The sequence below is a fragment of the Streptomyces sp. AK02-01A genome (assembly GCF_033795305.1).
In the GTDB taxonomy this organism is placed as follows: Bacteria; Actinomycetota; Actinomycetes; order Streptomycetales; family Streptomycetaceae; genus Streptomyces.
Genome location: NZ_JARBAE010000054.1, coordinates 1 through 15116, shown reverse-complemented (window position 1 = coordinate 15116; position 15116 = coordinate 1). Strand labels below are relative to the sequence as shown.

The 15116-nt window shown below is 69.8% G+C and carries 15 protein-coding genes; 10 read left to right on the top strand and 5 right to left on the bottom strand.

Annotated elements, in window-relative coordinates; genetic code table 11:
* The first annotated feature begins 33 nt into the window (after positions 1–33).
* Positions 34–978 carry a pyridoxal-phosphate dependent enzyme gene (locus tag PV679_RS31985; protein ID WP_319684264.1) on the top strand — a complete coding sequence of 315 codons (945 nt, stop codon included), beginning with the start codon at positions 34–36 and terminating at the stop codon, positions 976–978.
* Between the two features lie 96 nt (positions 979–1074).
* Positions 1075–2091, top strand: coding sequence for a fatty acid desaturase family protein (locus tag PV679_RS31980; protein ID WP_319684263.1), 1017 nt, complete (start codon positions 1075–1077; stop codon positions 2089–2091).
* 114 nt (positions 2092–2205) lie between these two features.
* On the opposite strand, the gene PV679_RS31975 is transcribed toward PV679_RS31980, so the two are convergent.
* Positions 2206–3405, bottom strand: coding sequence for a cytochrome P450 (locus PV679_RS31975; protein ID WP_319684261.1), 1200 nt, complete (start codon positions 3403–3405; stop codon positions 2206–2208).
* A gap of 211 nt (positions 3406–3616) precedes the next feature.
* Between PV679_RS31975 and PV679_RS31970 the strand changes: the two genes are divergently transcribed.
* The 4 genes from PV679_RS31970 (at position 3617) to PV679_RS31955 (ending at position 7113) form a co-directional block, all read left to right on the top strand.
* Entirely contained in the window at positions 3617–4150 is a 534-nt protein-coding gene (locus PV679_RS31970; RefSeq protein WP_319684259.1) for a MarR family winged helix-turn-helix transcriptional regulator, read from the top strand.
* A 203-nt stretch (positions 4151–4353) separates the two neighbouring features.
* A complete protein-coding gene (locus PV679_RS31965) occupies positions 4354–5976 on the top strand; it encodes a CehA/McbA family metallohydrolase (protein WP_319684258.1) in 1623 nt (540 codons plus the stop codon).
* 150 nt (positions 5977–6126) lie between these two features.
* Positions 6127–6990, top strand: a complete 864-nt coding sequence (locus tag PV679_RS31960; RefSeq protein WP_319684256.1) for a helix-turn-helix transcriptional regulator — start codon at positions 6127–6129, stop codon at positions 6988–6990.
* The gene (locus PV679_RS31955; protein ID WP_319684254.1) at positions 6991–7113 is read left to right on the top strand and encodes a hypothetical protein; all 123 of its coding nucleotides are present in this window, start codon (positions 6991–6993) and stop codon (positions 7111–7113) included. It abuts the gene before it with no gap.
* Between the two features lie 9 nt (positions 7114–7122).
* Here PV679_RS31955 and PV679_RS31950 read toward each other — a convergent pair whose 3' ends face one another.
* Complete coding sequence (locus tag PV679_RS31950) at positions 7123–7794, bottom strand: helix-turn-helix domain-containing protein (RefSeq protein ID WP_319684252.1); 672 nt, start codon at positions 7792–7794, stop codon at positions 7123–7125.
* A gap of 340 nt (positions 7795–8134) precedes the next feature.
* Between PV679_RS31950 and PV679_RS31945 the strand changes: the two genes are divergently transcribed.
* The 4 genes from PV679_RS31945 (at position 8135) to PV679_RS31930 (ending at position 12607) form a co-directional block, all read left to right on the top strand.
* A complete protein-coding gene (locus PV679_RS31945; protein ID WP_319684251.1) occupies positions 8135–8983 on the top strand; it encodes a metallophosphoesterase in 849 nt (282 codons plus the stop codon).
* 507 nt (positions 8984–9490) lie between these two features.
* Entirely contained in the window at positions 9491–10483 is a 993-nt protein-coding gene (locus tag PV679_RS31940; RefSeq protein ID WP_319684249.1) for a glycosyltransferase family 2 protein, read from the top strand.
* A gap of 134 nt (positions 10484–10617) precedes the next feature.
* Positions 10618–12129, top strand: a complete 1512-nt coding sequence (locus PV679_RS31935) for a DUF6056 family protein (RefSeq protein WP_319684247.1) — start codon at positions 10618–10620, stop codon at positions 12127–12129.
* Positions 12130–12229: 100 nt separating this feature from the next.
* Entirely contained in the window at positions 12230–12607 is a 378-nt protein-coding gene (locus tag PV679_RS31930) for a hypothetical protein (RefSeq protein WP_319684246.1), read from the top strand.
* Positions 12608–12693: 86 nt separating this feature from the next.
* On the opposite strand, the gene PV679_RS31925 is transcribed toward PV679_RS31930, so the two are convergent.
* The 3 genes from PV679_RS31925 to PV679_RS31915 form a co-directional block, all read right to left on the bottom strand.
* The gene (locus PV679_RS31925; protein WP_319684244.1) at positions 12694–13980 is read right to left on the bottom strand and encodes an RNA polymerase sigma factor; all 1287 of its coding nucleotides are present in this window, start codon (positions 13978–13980) and stop codon (positions 12694–12696) included.
* Positions 13981–13985: 5 nt separating this feature from the next.
* A complete protein-coding gene (locus PV679_RS31920) occupies positions 13986–14330 on the bottom strand; it encodes a YciI family protein (protein ID WP_319684242.1) in 345 nt (114 codons plus the stop codon).
* A 143-nt stretch (positions 14331–14473) separates the two neighbouring features.
* Positions 14474–15116: C-terminal helicase domain-containing protein (locus PV679_RS31915; RefSeq protein ID WP_319684240.1), on the bottom strand; the 643-nt coding region annotated here is incomplete at its 5' end.

Below are 15116 nucleotides of genomic sequence, written 5' to 3'. Positions count from 1 at the left end.
GCCTTCCTGTTCCACATTCTGCGAGGAGCTTCCATGCCCACCCCTGTCCCGCCGCCCGCCACCGCGCCACCGGCCGGGTCTCACCAGGCGCCTTCGGACGCGTACGGCACGCCGCTGATCGATGTCTCCGGGCTGGTTCCCGGCGCCCGGATCCTGGTCAAGGACGAGACCCGGTACGCGTCGGGCAGTCACAAGGAGCCCGCGGCGCGCGCCGTCGTGGCCCGTGCGGTCGCCGACGGACACCGTCATGTCACCATCGCGACCTGCGGCAACTACGGCCGGGCCATGGCAACCGCCTGTCATGTCGCCGGAGTCGAGTGCACGGTGGTCCTGCCGGCCGGCTGGAGCGACGGCGGCGAGTCGATGCGCGCGGCGGGAGCCCAGGTCCATCTGGTCCCGGGGGCCTATGAGGACGCCGTGGACGAGTCCCGCCGGCTCGCTCGTGACAAGGGCTGGGTCGACGGCAATGTGGACGGCCCGTATGTCGACGCCGTCCTGGAGGGGCACGGCGTCGTGGTGTCCGCCCTGCGCGCGGAGCTGGCGGAGGAGCCCGCCGCGCTGTGGATCCCGGTCGGAAACGGCACCACCGTCATCGCCGTCCGCCGGCGGCTGCGGGACCTCGGCTGGCACACGGTGATCAACGGCGTGGGCTCGGCCGGCAACAATCCGGTACTGACGAGCTGGCCGGGCGCCTACCGCACTCTTCCGCCCGAGGCGGTCAGCACCACCGACCACAACCAGCCGCTGGTCAACTGGCACGCCCTGCAGGGCGAAGAGGCGATGGAGGCGATCGCCGAAACCGGTGGCGCCGTTCATGGCGTGGACGACCTGCAGCTCTGTGCGGCGCGTGCCGCGCTGGCGCCGTACGGAGCCCATCCCACCGCCGCCGGTGCCGTCGCGCTGGCCGGGCTGCTGGCCCGCGCGCAGGACGGCGGCCTGGCTCCAGGCACCCATGTGGTGCTGCTCAGCGGCCGCTGAGCACACGCTCCGCCCGGCTCCGGGCGCGGTGACACCGCCCGGAGCCGTCCACCCCCCACCTGCTTACACCCGGTAATTGGAGTCATAGGAGACATCATGTCGAGAGCCCCTGCAAGTGTCCGCCCGGTCACGCTGTTCACCCGCGCCAGGGTGACGCCCGTCGATGAACGGGTGTTTCTCGTCAAGCTGGCCGTGCTGGCCGTACTCACCGCGGGCGGCGCGGCGCTGGCCCTGCGGCCGGAACCGGTGGCGATCGCCGCCGGTGTGATCCTGCTCGGGGCGATGTTCACCCATGCCGTGGAACTCCAGCACCAGTGTCTGCATCACTCGGCCTTCCGGCGGGCCCTGCCGCACCGGCTGGTCGGCATACCGCTGGGCATTCCGCTCATGGTCGTCTACAGCCACTACCGCGTGCGGCACCTCCAGCACCACCGGTACCTCGGCACGCCGCAGGACACGGAGTTCTTCGGTTTCGACACGCGCGGCCCGCTCACCGTGCCCGCCCTGCTGCGCGGTCTGTTCGACTATCCACGGCTCGGCTCGGTGGTCCGGGAGGTCGCTCGTTCCGTCACCGGACGCTGGAGCTATCCGTACGGGCATGTCGCACCGGCGATGCGCCGCCGCATCGTCGTCGAGTACACGATCCTGGGCGGCGTACTGCTCGCCGCCGCGGGCCTGGTCGCGGCCGGGTACGGCGAGTATGTGCTGCGGCTGTGGGCGCTTCCGCTGCTGCTCGCGGTGCCCATGCATTTCCTCGTCGAGCTGCCCGAGCACATCCTGTGCGACACCGAGACCACGGATGTGCTGCGCAACACCCGCTCGATCCGCGGCAGTTGGCTCAGCACCTGGTACACCAACGGCAACAACCTGCACATCGAGCACCACGCGGCGATGGCCGTACCGATCAACCGGCTGCCGGAACGGCACGGCGAGACGCGGGACTTCGGTCTGCATGTGGAGCGTACGTACCTGGACTTCTACCGGCTGCTGTGGAATGCGGTGGGAAGCAAGGGAGGACGAGGCGGCACGGGCCGGGACGGCACGGGTCTGGAGCTGACGGCCACGGAACTGACGGCCACGGAACTGACCGCGTCGGCGCCCGCCCAGCCCTGACGAGCGCCGGCCCCGGGACCTCTTCGGACCGTCTCTCCCACCGGGTCCGCGGCGCCGGAGCCGTACGACGGACGGGCCCGGCCGGACTGGCCGGGCCCATCCCTTCTCCGGTGGTCACCAGGCGACCGGAAGCGCGTGAACTCCGTAGACGGCCATGTCGTTCCTGAAGCGGACGTCCTCGAACGGCACGGCGAGCCGCAGGCCCGGCAGCCGGCGGACGACGGTTTCCAGCGCGATCTGCAACTCCGCCCGGGCGAGCGGCTGGCCGAGGCACTGGTGCACACCGAAGCCGAAGGCGACATGGCGGCGGGCGTCGCGCGCCACGTCCAGAGCGGCGCCGGAGGGAAAGGCTTCCTCGTCACGGTTGGCGGCGTTGAGTACGCACAGCACTCCCTCGCCCGCGCGGATGACGTGGCCGCCCACGCTGACGTCCTCGGTGGCGACCCGGCCCAGCCCGGTGTGCACGATGGTCAGATAGCGCAGCAACTCCTCGACCGCGCCCTTGACCAGGGACGGATCGTCGCGCAGCCGGGTGAGCTGAGCCGGCTCGCGCAGCAGCGCGAGCACCGACAGCGCGGTCATGTTCGCGGTCGTCTCATGACCGGCGATCAGCAGCAGCCGGCCCATGGCGGCGATCTCCTTGACACTGAGCTCGCCGCGGGCCAGCAGCCGGCTGATGATGCCGTCGTCGGGCTCGCGCTCCTTGTCCTTCGCCAGCCGGGTCAGATACTCGACCAGGTCGTCCAGGGCGCCACGGATCTCGTCCGGGGTGGAGTCGTCGTGCAGCAGGACCCGGCTGCGGTGCTGGAAGTAGTCGTGGTCCTCGTAGGGCACGCCCAGCAGGCGGCAGATGACCAGGGACGGCAGCGGCAGCGCGAACTCCGGGACCAGGTCGGCCGACGTGCCGGCGGCGGTCATCCGGTCCAGCAGATCATCGGCGACGCGCTGGATGTCGGGACGCATCGCTTCGATCTTCTTCACCATGAAGTCCGCGGTGAGCATCCGGCGCAACCGCGCGTGCTCCGGGTCGTCCATGCGGATAAAGCTCGCGTCGCCTCCGGTGAGCTTCTTGCGTCCCTCGCTCAGGAACGGGAAGCCGGGCCGGGTGGACTCCGCGCTGAACCTCCGGTCGCCCAGGACCGCGCGGACATCCTCGTGCCGCGTGATCAGCCAGGGCTGGGAGCCGTCCCACAGGGACACCCGGGTGACGGGCGACTCGCGGCGCGCCTTCTCGTACGCGGGCGGCGGTGCGAACGGGCAACTGCCCCGGGCGGCGGGAGCGGTGAGCGGAGAGGTGGGCTCGGTGACGGTCATGGGGGCTTCTCCTTCGCGCTGGATGGCGGGCGTGTTCCGCGGAGAGGACCGGGCGACAGGCGAAATACCTGACAAAGTCAATTAACGCACGGTCACGCTAGCTTCGCTGAGCGTGGAGGGAAAGAGCTTGGAGGAGCCGGTTCCACATTGGCCGAATGCCGACCGCGCGAACACCCGCGCCCTTGCGCGGTGATGCCGTTACAGTGCCTCCATGTCGGACGCCGCTACGGCCCTGGATCCCACAGCCGCGCTCGAAAAGACGCTGGCTTCGCTGTCCTACCTGCTCACCCGCTCCCAGGCACACGACTGGCAGGTGTCGCAGGCCGGCGTCACCGCCCGCCGTTCGGACGTGTATCTGCTGCTGGCCCTCGACATGAGCGACGGCGTGAGCCGCGTGGGTGACCTCGCCACGCTGCTCATGGTGGAGCCCTCCCATGTCACCCGGCAGATCGACCGCCTTCAGTCACAACAGCTCGTCGAGCGCACTCCTGATCCGCTCGACGGCCGCGCCCGCCGGGTGGCGATCACGGCGGACGGCGCGGCACTTCTCGCCCGGCTGCGCGGGGCCAACCGGGCCGGCCTGCGCGGAGCGCTGCACGGCGTCGCGGAGGCGGACATCGCCACCACCGTCGCCGTGCTCCAGCGGCTCGTCGACCGCTACGCACGCCAGATGCGTACGCGGGTGCTTCCGGAGCTCGCCGGAACCGAGGACGCGGACCTGTCCGGCGCGCAGGACACCGTCTGACAGCGCCTGCTCCGCCTGCCGGATTCTTCGGTTTCGCCGCGCGCACGCTTTCCCGGCAGGCGCGCCTCCGGGACGCCCGGAGATCATGGTGTGACGCACCGCACAGAGCTTGTACCGTGCGTCCGTGGGGCTGTCATCCTCGGTTCACCTCCGAAGACGAACGTGCGAACGGTCATACTTCCGCCCTTTCCGGAGAACACTCCATGTGCCAGCAAGGTTTCTGTGAACACCACTACGCTCCCGAGGACGAGTCCTCCGGGGCGACCGGCCGGCGCGCGGTGCTGAGAGCCGGAACGGCGCTCGGCGCCGGCGCCGCGCTCGCCCTCGCTCCGCTGAGCTTCGCGGAGGCGGATGAGGTCACGGCCGGTGGAGTGCCCGCGGAGGGCGAGGTGACCCGTGTCATCAGCGGTCATCTGGACACCGGAGTGGCGGATTTCGTGTATCTGCCGGTGGAGGTGCCGCGCGGCGTCAACCAGATCGCCGTCTCGTACACCTACTCCAAGCCGTCCGTGCCGGCCGGGACGCCCGGCAACTCCTGCGACATCGGGATCTTCGACGAGCGCGGCACCGAGCTCGGCGGCAGAGGATTCCGCGGCTGGTCGGGCGGGGCCCGTACGTCGTTCGTGGTCAACCACGACAGCACGACCACACCGGGCTATCTGCCGGGGCCCGTCAACCGGGGCACCTGGCATGTGGTCCTCGGTCCCTATCAGGTCGCGCCTCAGGGAATGGACTACACGGTCACGGTGACCCTGCGGTACGGCGCTCCCGGTGCCGCCTTCGTGCCGGACTATCCGGCCACGCGTGCCAAGGGACGCGGGCGGGCCTGGTATCGCGGCGACGCTCATCTGCACACGGTCCACTCGGACGGCAAGCGGCTGCCGTCCGAGGTCGCGGCCGGGGCCCGGGCGGCCGGGCTGGACTTCATGATCTCCACGGATCACAACACCTCCTCCTCGCACGGAGTGTGGGGCGAGCAGGCCGGCCAGGACCTTCTGATCATCACCGGTGAGGAGGTCACGACCCGCAACGGTCACTGGCTGGCGCTCGGGCTTCCGGCGGGAAGCTGGATCGACTGGCGCTACCGCGCCCGGGACGGTGCCTTCTCCCGCTTCGCCAAGCAGGTGCACCGGCTGGGCGGCCTGGTCGTTCCGGCGCATCCCTACTGTCCGTACATCGCTTCGCAGTGGAAGTTCGGTTACGCCGAGGCCGACGCGGTCGAGGTGTGGAACGGGCCGTGGACCTACGACGACGAATCGGCCGTCGACACCTGGGACGCCCTGCTCGGCGAGGCGATGCGCCGTGGGGACGGCTGGCAGCCGGCCATCGGCAACAGCGACGCGCACAGCGAGCCCCAGGTCATCGGTCTTCCTCACACGGTGGTCAACGCCGAGAACCTGAACCGGGACGCGATCCTGGACGGCATCCGCTCCGGCCGGTCCTGGATCGCCGAATCCTCCTCCGTGTCGGTCGCTTTCACCGCCACGGGCCGCGGCCGGGTGGCCGGGATCGGCGAGACGCTCCGGCTGCCTTCGCAGGCCCCGGTCGACGTACGCGTCGAGGTGGCCGGAGTCCCCGACGGCACCGTGCGCCTCATCACCGACGAAGGCCAGATGCACCAGGAGTCGCTCGACGCCTCCGGTGCCGGGACAGTGGTGTGGCGCACCACGGCCTCGCTCGCCGCGTATGTCCGGGCGGAGGTCCGCCATCCGCTCGCCGACGGCACTCCGGGCAAGGGCAACACCATGGCGGCGGCCCTGCAGTGGGGCCCGATGGCCGCGCTGACCAATCCCATTCTGCTGCGGAGCACCGACAGCGGGCACTGAGGGCCGAATGCCGAGAGCGGGGCGGTCGGGGGCCGTCCCGCGATCCCGGGCGGGCGGACCCGCGGCAGCCGAAGTGATCAACGCGCCGTGCGAGCGGTCGAGTTGCTGTGGCAGACTGCCGGGCATGTCGATGATCGCGGGAGGTGTGGTGTGAGCGAGCCGCGGTCCGCCCCGACCATCGGGCAGCTCGTCCTCAGCAGACAGCTCCGGGCTCTGCGTGAGAAGGCGAGCCTCAGCCGGGAGGAGGCCGGCCGGCTGCTGCGGGTCACGGCCGCCACCGTCCGCAGGATGGAAATGGCCGAGGTCGGTCTCAAAGTCCCGTACATACAGGTCCTGTTGCCCGCGTACGGCGTGCCCGACGAGGAGATCGCGGTCTTCCTGCGGCTGGCCGACGAGGCGAACGAGCCGGGCTGGTGGCAGCGGTTCCACGACATCCTGCCGGAATGGTTCAGCGGGTACGTCAGTCTCGAAGAGGCCGCCAAGACCATTCGCTCCTACGAGCCGCATTTTGTCCCGGGGCTGCTCCAGACCGAGGACTACGCCCGTGAGGTCCTGACCGCCGGGGCCGTGGGAAAGACGACCGATCCCGGCCGGGTGGATCGTCATGTCGCACTGCGCAAGGAGCGCCAGACGCTGCTCACACGCCCGGACGCTCCGACGTTCTGGGCCGTGCTCGACGAGACCGTGCTGCGCCGGCCGGTCGGCTCGCCGTCGGTGATGCGGGCGCAGATCGACAAACTGCTGGAGATGGCCGAGCGGCCGAATGTGACGCTGCAGATAGCCGAGCTGGCGGCGGGGCATCACCCCGGTACGTACAGTCCGTTCGTCCTGTTCCGCTTCGATGTCCCGGAAGTGCCCGACATGGTCTATATCGAGTATCTGACCGGCGCGCTCTATCTCGACAGAGCCAACGAGGTCTCCGGGCACATGGAAGCCATGGACCGGATGGTGGCGCACGCGGAATCCGCGAGCCGCAGCAAACAGCTTCTCGCCGGTTTCCGCAAGGAGCTCTGAATGAGCTCGCGCCGCTGCTCGTCGCACCGTCCGACGCCGGTCGGACACATGGCGGCGGCCCGTCGCGCTGTCACGGCCACGCCGGAGAGCGAGGAGAACGCCGTGGTCGCCCGTATCCGGTGAGTCCGTCCTTCAGCCGGACGGCGCGGTGTGTCCCCGCTGTTCGGCCGCGGGCGGCCTCCGCGCCGCGTGCAGCTCGCCCAGTGTCCGTGCCAGCTCCTCCGGCGTGAGCGGGCCGGCCGGGAGTGTACGGGTGCCTCCGGCGCGCAGACCGTCGAGGAGGAGCGCGAGAAACCGCCGCCAGGAGCCGGGCGCGACCGCTTCCGCGGCCGGCACCGCGCGGCCCAGCGCCGCCAGTGTGAAGAGCAGGTCCTCGACGGTGAGATCGGCGCGGACGGTGCCGTCCTCACGGCAGCGCTCCAGCAGCCCGCGGACCGTCTCGGCGTTGTGCGCGTGCAGCGTCTCCAGTGTGGGCACTCCGGCGATGCCCGTGGTCATCAGGTCGGTGGCGCCACGGTCGGCGGCCAGGCCCTCGAAGATCCGTTCAAGGTAGCCGTTCAGGCCGGCCCACGCGTCGGCCGCCGCGCGCGCCCGCTCGCCCGCCTCGATGGTGGCCGCGAGCACATCGTGGAAGACGGCCTCGATCAGAGCGGCCCGGTCGGGAAAGCGCCGGTAGAGCGTGGCGTTGCCGACACCGGCCCGGCGTGCGATGACATCCAGCGGCGCTTCCACGCCCTGTTCGGCGTAGACCTCACGGGCGGCCGCCAGTACCCGTTCCCGATTGCGCCGCGCGTCCTGTCTCACATCCGTACCGTATCGCGACCGAGGAGGTGTCCCCCACTTGCCCGTGGAGCCAGGACGCGAGGATCCGAAGTGGTCGTCGGCCGGGTGCCGTTCCGGTATTCGCCGTCCTGGCCGGAAGGCTCTTCGCGCATCGCGACCGGACTGTCCGCGATCCGCGACGCCGATATCATCGCCGTCATGAGGTACGGCCGGATCGTCACGCGTGGCACCCACGACGAGCCGGTCCATGAACAGGGTGCCCACGCATGTCCGCACGCCGCGCACGCCGGGCTGATGTCCGGCGACTGACGATTCGCCGCACCCGCGCACCCGTGGGAGCCCGACCGAGAAGGACCGCACCGTGCCCGACGGAAAGCTCCTGGCAGTCAGCGATCTGCACGTCGTCTACGAAGAGAACCGCGCGCTGGTCGAGACGCTGCGACCGGGATCGGACAAGGACTGGCTGATCGTCGCGGGCGATGTCGCGGAGAAGTACGCGGACGTCGAATGGGCACTGCGGCTGCTCAGCGACCGGTTCGCCAAGGTGATCTGGGCGCCGGGCAATCACGAACTGTGGACGCATCCGCAGGACCCGTGCGACCTGCGCGGCGAGAAACGCTATCTGCATCTGGTCGATCTGTGCCGGAAGCTGGGCATCGCCACTCCCGAAGACCCCTATCCCGTCTGGGACGGTGCCGGAGGGCCGGTGGCGGTGGCTCCTCTGCTCGTCCTGTACGACTACTCGTTCCGGGCGCCGGGCACCACCACGACGGCGGAATCACTGCGGGTGGCGACCGAGGCCGGTGTGGTCTGCACGGACGAGTACCTCCTGCATCCCGATCCTTACCCGGGCCGGGACGCCTGGTGCTGGTCCCGGGTCGCGGAGACCGAACGCCGGCTCTCCGCACTCGATCCCGCCCTGCGCACAGTGCTGGTCAACCACTTCCCGCTGGTCCGCGAACCCACCCGGATCCTGCGCCACCCGGAGTTCGCGCAGTGGTGCGGGACCGAACTGACCGCCGACTGGCATGTCCGTTTCCGCGCCGCCGCGGTGGTCTACGGACATCTGCACATCCCCCGGGTCACCTGGCACGACGGAGTGCGCTTCGAGGAGGTCTCGGTCGGCTATCCGCGCGAATGGCGGCCCAGGCCACCACGGGTGGCGCTGCGTCAGATACTGCCCGCGCCGCTCGGTACGGGCGGCCGGTGACCGACACGGAATCCGGCCTTCCGCCGCTCTCCGGCGGGCCGGCTTCCTCGCTCCGCCGTACGAGTCCGCGTGAGTCGCGTTCCTGACGATGCGTCATACGCGCGCGAGGCAACTTCCAGGGCCTTGCGATCCACGGCACCAGCCCCGCTCGCTGATCCAGCCCGATCCGGACGAAAGAGCCCGGAGGCCGAGACCCGCCTTTTCGTGTACTGGATTCCGGCACGGTGATAGCACCGCCTCCGAACATACAATCCGATTCTCTCAACGCAATATCTTCACCGCGTTGACGCCGTGCCGCCGTGACGCTTGACGGGAGATCGATTAATTCTATGGTTGGGACAAGACGCTCATCAGTCGGATGCCAAGGCGGAGGAAGAGCGGTCAGAATTCGTCAACGACGCCCCGGCGTAAGGAAAACCAAGTGACGATTGCTGAGCCGGATTCCAGCGAGAGCGGAGCCGCGTAACAGCCTCTGGGCTCTTGGCATTTCGCGGCACGTGGAGTGAGATGACAATGCTTCAGGTTTCGGTGGTCGTACCGTGTTACAACGAGAGCGAGGTGCTCGGGGCCTTTCACAGCGCTTTGATCGCCGCCCTCGAACCAACCCGGCAGAGTTTTGAGATCTGCTATGTGGACGACGGCAGCAGCGACCGGACAAGGCGCCAGCTCAGCGAGCTCGCCGGCACCGACCCGCGGGTCCGTTACACCTCCTTCAGCCGCAATTTCGGCAAGGAGGCCGCCATGCTCGCCGGGCTGCGTATGTCCCGGGGCAACGCGGTGGTCCTCATGGACGCCGATCTGCAGCACCCTCCCGAGCTGGTGCCTCGCATGATGGAGCTGCACCGGCACGGTTACGACCAGGTCGTCGCGCAGCGCGACCGGGCGGGCGAGAGTGCTCTCCGTACCGCTCTCAGCAGGGTCTACTACCGGCTGGTGCGGCGCTGTATGGATGTCGAAGTCGTGGACGGCGCCGGGGACTTCAGACTGCTGTCGCGCCGGGCGGTGGACAGTGTGCTGTCGCTGCCCGAGAGCAACAGATTCTCCAAGGGGATCTTCTCCTGGATCGGATTCGACACCGCCAGCTTCACGTACAGGAATGTCAAGCGAGCGGCCGGGCAATCCAAATGGGGCGGCAGGAATCTTCTCAACTACGGCATTGACGGGCTTCTCTCCTTCAACAGCCGTCCGCTGCGTCTGGCGATCCACACCGGCCTGTGCCTTTTCCTGTCCGCGCTCGTCTACGCTCTGTGGATCATCACAAACGTCGCCCTGTACGGCGTGGACGCGCCGGGCTACACCACCTTGATGACCTCCGTCGTGGCACTCAGCGGAATTCAGCTCGCCACTCTGGGCGTGATCGGGGAATACGTGGGGCGGATCTATCACGAGGCCAAGAACCGCCCGCACTACGTGGTCCGCGAAACGGACACGTCCCGTGCGGCGTTCCCGGTCGGTGGCCCGTCGTCGGCGGCCTTCGCCCAGTCGCGTATGGAGTCATAAGGGCTCTTACGCTTTCCAGTTCTCCGGCCGCACCGCGTGCGGCGTCCCCGGCACAGCCATGCGTTCAGCCGTTCCCGCCTGAGCGCTGTCCCGTGGACGACGGTTGGGACCAAACCCGAAAGGCAGTGATGGACATGGCCGCGGGCGCATCGAGCGTCGCCATCCCGAGGCAGCCGGGCGGAAGACCCCGGCCCCGGCGGGAGAACGGCCACGGGGTATCCGTACGGCCATGGACGACGATCTGGACGCTCAGCCTCTCGATGCTGCCTCTCGGGCTTCTCGCCATGGCCGCATGGCTCGGGCGTCATGTCCGCCCCGGCGCGGACGAGTGGTGCTTCCTGCCCGCCGTCCGTGACCATGGCGTCTCCGGACTGGTCGGAAAGTTCTACTTCACGGACAACGGACGGCTCACCAACGGTCTGCTGGTCGGGCTGTACGCGAAATTCGGCGTCGCGGGGCACCAGTGGTTCGCTCCGGTCAGCGCCGTCGTCGTGCTGGGTCTGCTGTGGGCCGTGACCGCGCTGCTGCTGAGCAGGTCGGGGCGGACGGTTCCGCGCGGAGTCCCGCTGCTCGTCGCGTCCATGGTGACGGCGGTCTTCCTCTTCGCGACTCCCAACACCTACAAGACCTTCTACTGGCCGGCGTCCTCCGTCTCACACACCGTCGCGCCCGTGCTGGCCTGCGCCGCGGTGATTCCGCTGCTGCGGGCCCGGACGCGGCGGGGAAGAATCGCCGCGCTGGCCACCGTGCTGGTGACGGGGCTCCTGCTGGCCACACTCTCGGAGGAGGCGGCGGTCGTCGCGCTGGTCGTGCTCGTGGGCGCGCTGCCGCTCAGCCGGTGGACCGTCGCCGAGCGCGTACGCTCCTACGCCCGCACCTGGTGTCTGCTGGGCATCGCGGGAATCGGGGCCGGGACGCTCGTACTGGTCACCTCGCCCGGGTCACGCCACCGGCGTGAGCGATACGGCGCCGGGACCACCTCGATGCTCGCGCCCGACTCACTGATCGCGTCGCTGCGCGCGTACAGCGACATCCTGGTCACCGTCTTCACCACCTGGCAGTACGTGGGAGCGGTCGCCGCCGGTGTACTGCTGGGCCTGCTGGCACGGATCCGGCAAGGGCACACACCGATCGCGACGCCGGGCCGGCCGCTGTTCCTGTTGTCCGCGGCCGCCCTCGCCTTCCTTGTCTCCGGCTATCTCTGCACGGTCATCACCTATCCCCTCTTCGGCGCCCGGGTGGTGACCGCGACACGCACATGGAACGACTACCTCCTGCTGTATGTGATGGTGCTCGTGGGCGCCGGGGTGCTGCTGGGACACGCGCTGCGAACGCGCCGGTGGCGTACGGGCGTGATGACAGCCGTCTGCGCCGCGTTGTGCGCCGTGGCGTGTGCCGGACTGGCCGTCCCACTCGGCCACTTGGGCAAGGACATGGCCGTACGGGCCCAGAAGTGGGACCACCAGGATCACTGGCTGCGCGCCCGGGCGGCGGCCGGCGCGAAGGTCCTCCCGTACACGCCGATGCCGCTCAGCGGAATGGGCGAGCCGTTCGGCGGCAATGGACACGGGAGGGCCTGGCCGGCCAGATGTGTCGCCGACTACTACCATCTGACGCGGATCACCTACTCGAAGCGACCGCACTGACTCCGGGCCGGAGACGGTCCGGCACACGGGAGCTGGCGCGTCGTCACGGCCGGAGCCCGTACGATCACTCGTGGTCCCGGGCATAGTAGAGTCGGCGCCCATGTCGAAGCCTGATGATCTGCTTGTTGACATCGCCGCCACCGTGGAGTCCGAGCAAAGCAATCAGATGTCCCTCACCGTCGTCGTCCAAGGTGCTGTCGTCACCGGACGGCTGGCGCCCGAGGCCGTCTGGCGGGAGCGAGTGGCCGAGGTGCTGGAGGATTCGGAGCGTCTGGGACCGTTCTCCGCCATCTTCATGTCAGCCGGTCCGAACTCCCGCTCACAGCAGCGGAACGCGCCGCCCACGCATCTTCATTTCCATGTCGCACGGATCCTCCAGGGAACTCTCGGCATCCCCGAGACCGGTGGGATGTACCGCATCGCCATCGAGGACGTGAGCGCCTGGACGGTGGGAGACTTCAGCTACTCCGACACCTGAGCCCTTCTCCGGCGACCGGCATCCGCCACCGGCCGATCGGTACCCGTGCGGCAAGGGCACGGGTACCGGTCGTGAACTCGCTCCGGCTATGCGTGCGAGGTGCCGGCCGTACTGTCCGGACCCGGCGGTTCGACCTCGTTGAGCCGGCGCCGCAGATGGGCCCGTTCGGGTTCGGTACCGACCAGATCGAGCGCCTTCCGGTAGGCCGCCGCGGCCTCGGCGTACCGGCCGAGCCGCTGCAGCAGCTCCGCCCGGGCGGCCGGGTACGGGTGATAGCCGCGCAGCCGTGGCTCTCCGGCCAGCTCGTCGAGGAGCGTGAGGCCTGCCTCCGGCCCGTCGCGCATCGCCACCGCCGCGGCCCGGTTCAGCGCGACGACCGGCGACGGCGCGAGCGCGAGCAGCACATCGTAGAGAGCCACGACCTGCGGCCAGTCGGTGGTCGCGACATCCACGGCCTCGTCGTGCAACGCGGCGATGGCGGCCTGCACTCCGTACACGCCGGGCGGCCCGCCGGTCAGCGCGGCGAGCACCAGGCCACGGCCCTCCTCGATCATGGTGCGGTCCCAGCGGCCGCGGTCCTGGTCGTCGAGCAGCACGAACTCGCCGTCCGGACCGGTCCGCGCGTCGCGTCGCGCGTGGGTCAGCAGCAGGAGCCCGAGCAGTCCGGCGACCTCCCGCTCGGCGGGCAGCAGCCGCCGCAGGATCCGCGCCAGCCGGATGGCCTCCTCGGCCAGGTCGAGCCGCTGCAGCTGAGGGCCCGAGCTGGCCGCGTAGCCCTCGGTGAAGATCGAATAGAGGACCTGGAGCACCCCCGGCAGGCGCTCCGGAAGCTCGTCGGCGCCGGGCACCCGGAACGGGATACGGGCCTCGCGGATCTTCTTCTTCGCGCGCACGATCCGCTGGGCCATCGTCGCGGAAGAAACGAGAAACGCGCGCGCGACCTCCGGCGTCGTCAGCCCGGCCAGACAGCGCAGGGTCAGGGCCGCGCGGTCCTCGGCGGGCAGAGCCGGGTGGGCGCAGGTGAAGAAGAGCTGCAGCCTCTCGTCAGGGAGATCGCTGTCCGCGTCCGGGGACGGTGTGGGGCCGGCGCGGCCGGCCTCCACCTGCAGGACGGCGAGCCGCGCCGCGTACGCCTGGTCCCGCCGCAGCCGGTCGACGGCCCGGCGGCGGGCCGTCGTCAGCAGCCAGGCGCCGGGCCTGGCCGGAACGCCCTCGACCGGCCAGTGCACCAGCGCCGCCTCGATCGCCTCCGAGGCGACCTCCTCGGCCAGATCGAGGTCGCCGAAGCGGCGGACGAGTGAGGCGAGCAGCCGGCCGCGCTCCTCGCGGAACACCGACTCCACGGACGACTCGGCGACGGCTCGCTCGTCCATCGCCGTCAGATGTCGAACTCGGCGACCGGCCGCACCACGACGGAACCGCCGCCGCGCGAGCCGGGACAGCGTGCGGCCCAGTCGAGCGCGACATCGAGATCCGGTACGTCGATGACGTCATAACCGCCGAGGACCTCACGGGTCTCGGCGAACGGTCCGTCCGTGACGGTACGGTCGCCTCCCGGCCCCACCCGGACCGTGGTGGCGGTGGTCAGGTCCTTCAGCGCGTGCCCGGAGACCAGCACTCCCGATTCCTTCAGCGCCTTGTCGTACGCCACCCAGTCCTCGTACTCGCATCCGTCGGCGGCTTCGGGTGTCGCGGCACTGTAGATCAGCAACATGTACTTCATGGTCCGGCTCCTCTGTGTCCTGCTGTGTCCTCGCGCGGCGGGTTGCCGTACGACATGACGACGAACGGGACCCGCTCAGATCGACACGCCTCCGGAAAGTTTTCCAGCTTCTTTTGCCGGGAGGGGTACTGAAGCGCGCGGTACTAAAGCGCGCTGTTGCGGGTGGGCCTGCGCTGCGGGCCGCCGGCGGACGCCTTGGAGGAGACGGAGGAACGGCGGCTCCGGCCGGGACGGCCGCCGCCGCGGGCCGTGGACATACCGCGCTTCGGACGCTCGTCGGCCGGGTTGGTGATGGTGACGGGGATGCCGGTGGGGGCCTGGGCGCCGGTGATGCGGGAGAGGGCGGCTTCGCCGGAGCGGACCTGGGTGGTCTGCGGCGTGATACCGGCGTCGGCCATCAGCCGGCTCATCTCGCGGCGCTGGTTGGGCAGGACGAGGGTGACGACGCTGCCGGACTCGCCGGCGCGGGCGGTGCGGCCGCCGCGGTGGAGGTAGTCCTTGTGGTCGCTGGGCGGGTCGACATTGACGACGAGGTCGAGATTGTCGACATGGATGCCGCGAGCGGCGACATTGGTGGCCACCAGCACGGTGACATGACCGGTCTTGAACTGGGCCAGGGTACGGGTGCGCTGGGGCTGCGACTTGCCGCCGTGCAGCGCGGCGGCGCGGACACCGCTGTTGAGCAGATGTTCGGTGAGCCGGTCGACGGCGTGCTTGGTGTCCAGGAACATCAGGACCCGGCCGTCACGGGCCGCGATCTCGGTGGTCGTGGCGTACTTGTCGGCG

Bases quoted from the DNA above. Each gene is read 5' to 3' on its own strand.
- PV679_RS31955 (WP_319684254.1), top strand. From the start codon at position 6,991: ATGAGCTCGCGCCGCTGCTCGTCGCACCGTCCGACGCCGGTCGGACAC.
- PV679_RS31985 (WP_319684264.1), top strand. From the start codon at position 34: ATGCCCACCCCTGTCCCGCCGCCCGCCACCGCGCCACCGGCCGGGTCT.
- PV679_RS31935 (WP_319684247.1), top strand. From the start codon at position 10,618: ATGGCCGCGGGCGCATCGAGCGTCGCCATCCCGAGGCAGCCGGGCGGA.
- PV679_RS31980 (WP_319684263.1), top strand. From the start codon at position 1,075: ATGTCGAGAGCCCCTGCAAGTGTCCGCCCGGTCACGCTGTTCACCCGC.
- PV679_RS31940 (WP_319684249.1), top strand. From the start codon at position 9,491: ATGACAATGCTTCAGGTTTCGGTGGTCGTACCGTGTTACAACGAGAGC.
- PV679_RS31965 (WP_319684258.1), top strand. From the start codon at position 4,354: ATGTGCCAGCAAGGTTTCTGTGAACACCACTACGCTCCCGAGGACGAG.
- PV679_RS31920 (WP_319684242.1), bottom strand. From the start codon at position 14,330: ATGAAGTACATGTTGCTGATCTACAGTGCCGCGACACCCGAAGCCGCC.
- PV679_RS31970 (WP_319684259.1), top strand. From the start codon at position 3,617: ATGTCGGACGCCGCTACGGCCCTGGATCCCACAGCCGCGCTCGAAAAG.
- PV679_RS31925 (WP_319684244.1), bottom strand. From the start codon at position 13,980: ATGGACGAGCGAGCCGTCGCCGAGTCGTCCGTGGAGTCGGTGTTCCGC.
- PV679_RS31930 (WP_319684246.1), top strand. From the start codon at position 12,230: ATGTCGAAGCCTGATGATCTGCTTGTTGACATCGCCGCCACCGTGGAG.
- PV679_RS31975 (WP_319684261.1), bottom strand. From the start codon at position 3,405: ATGACCGTCACCGAGCCCACCTCTCCGCTCACCGCTCCCGCCGCCCGG.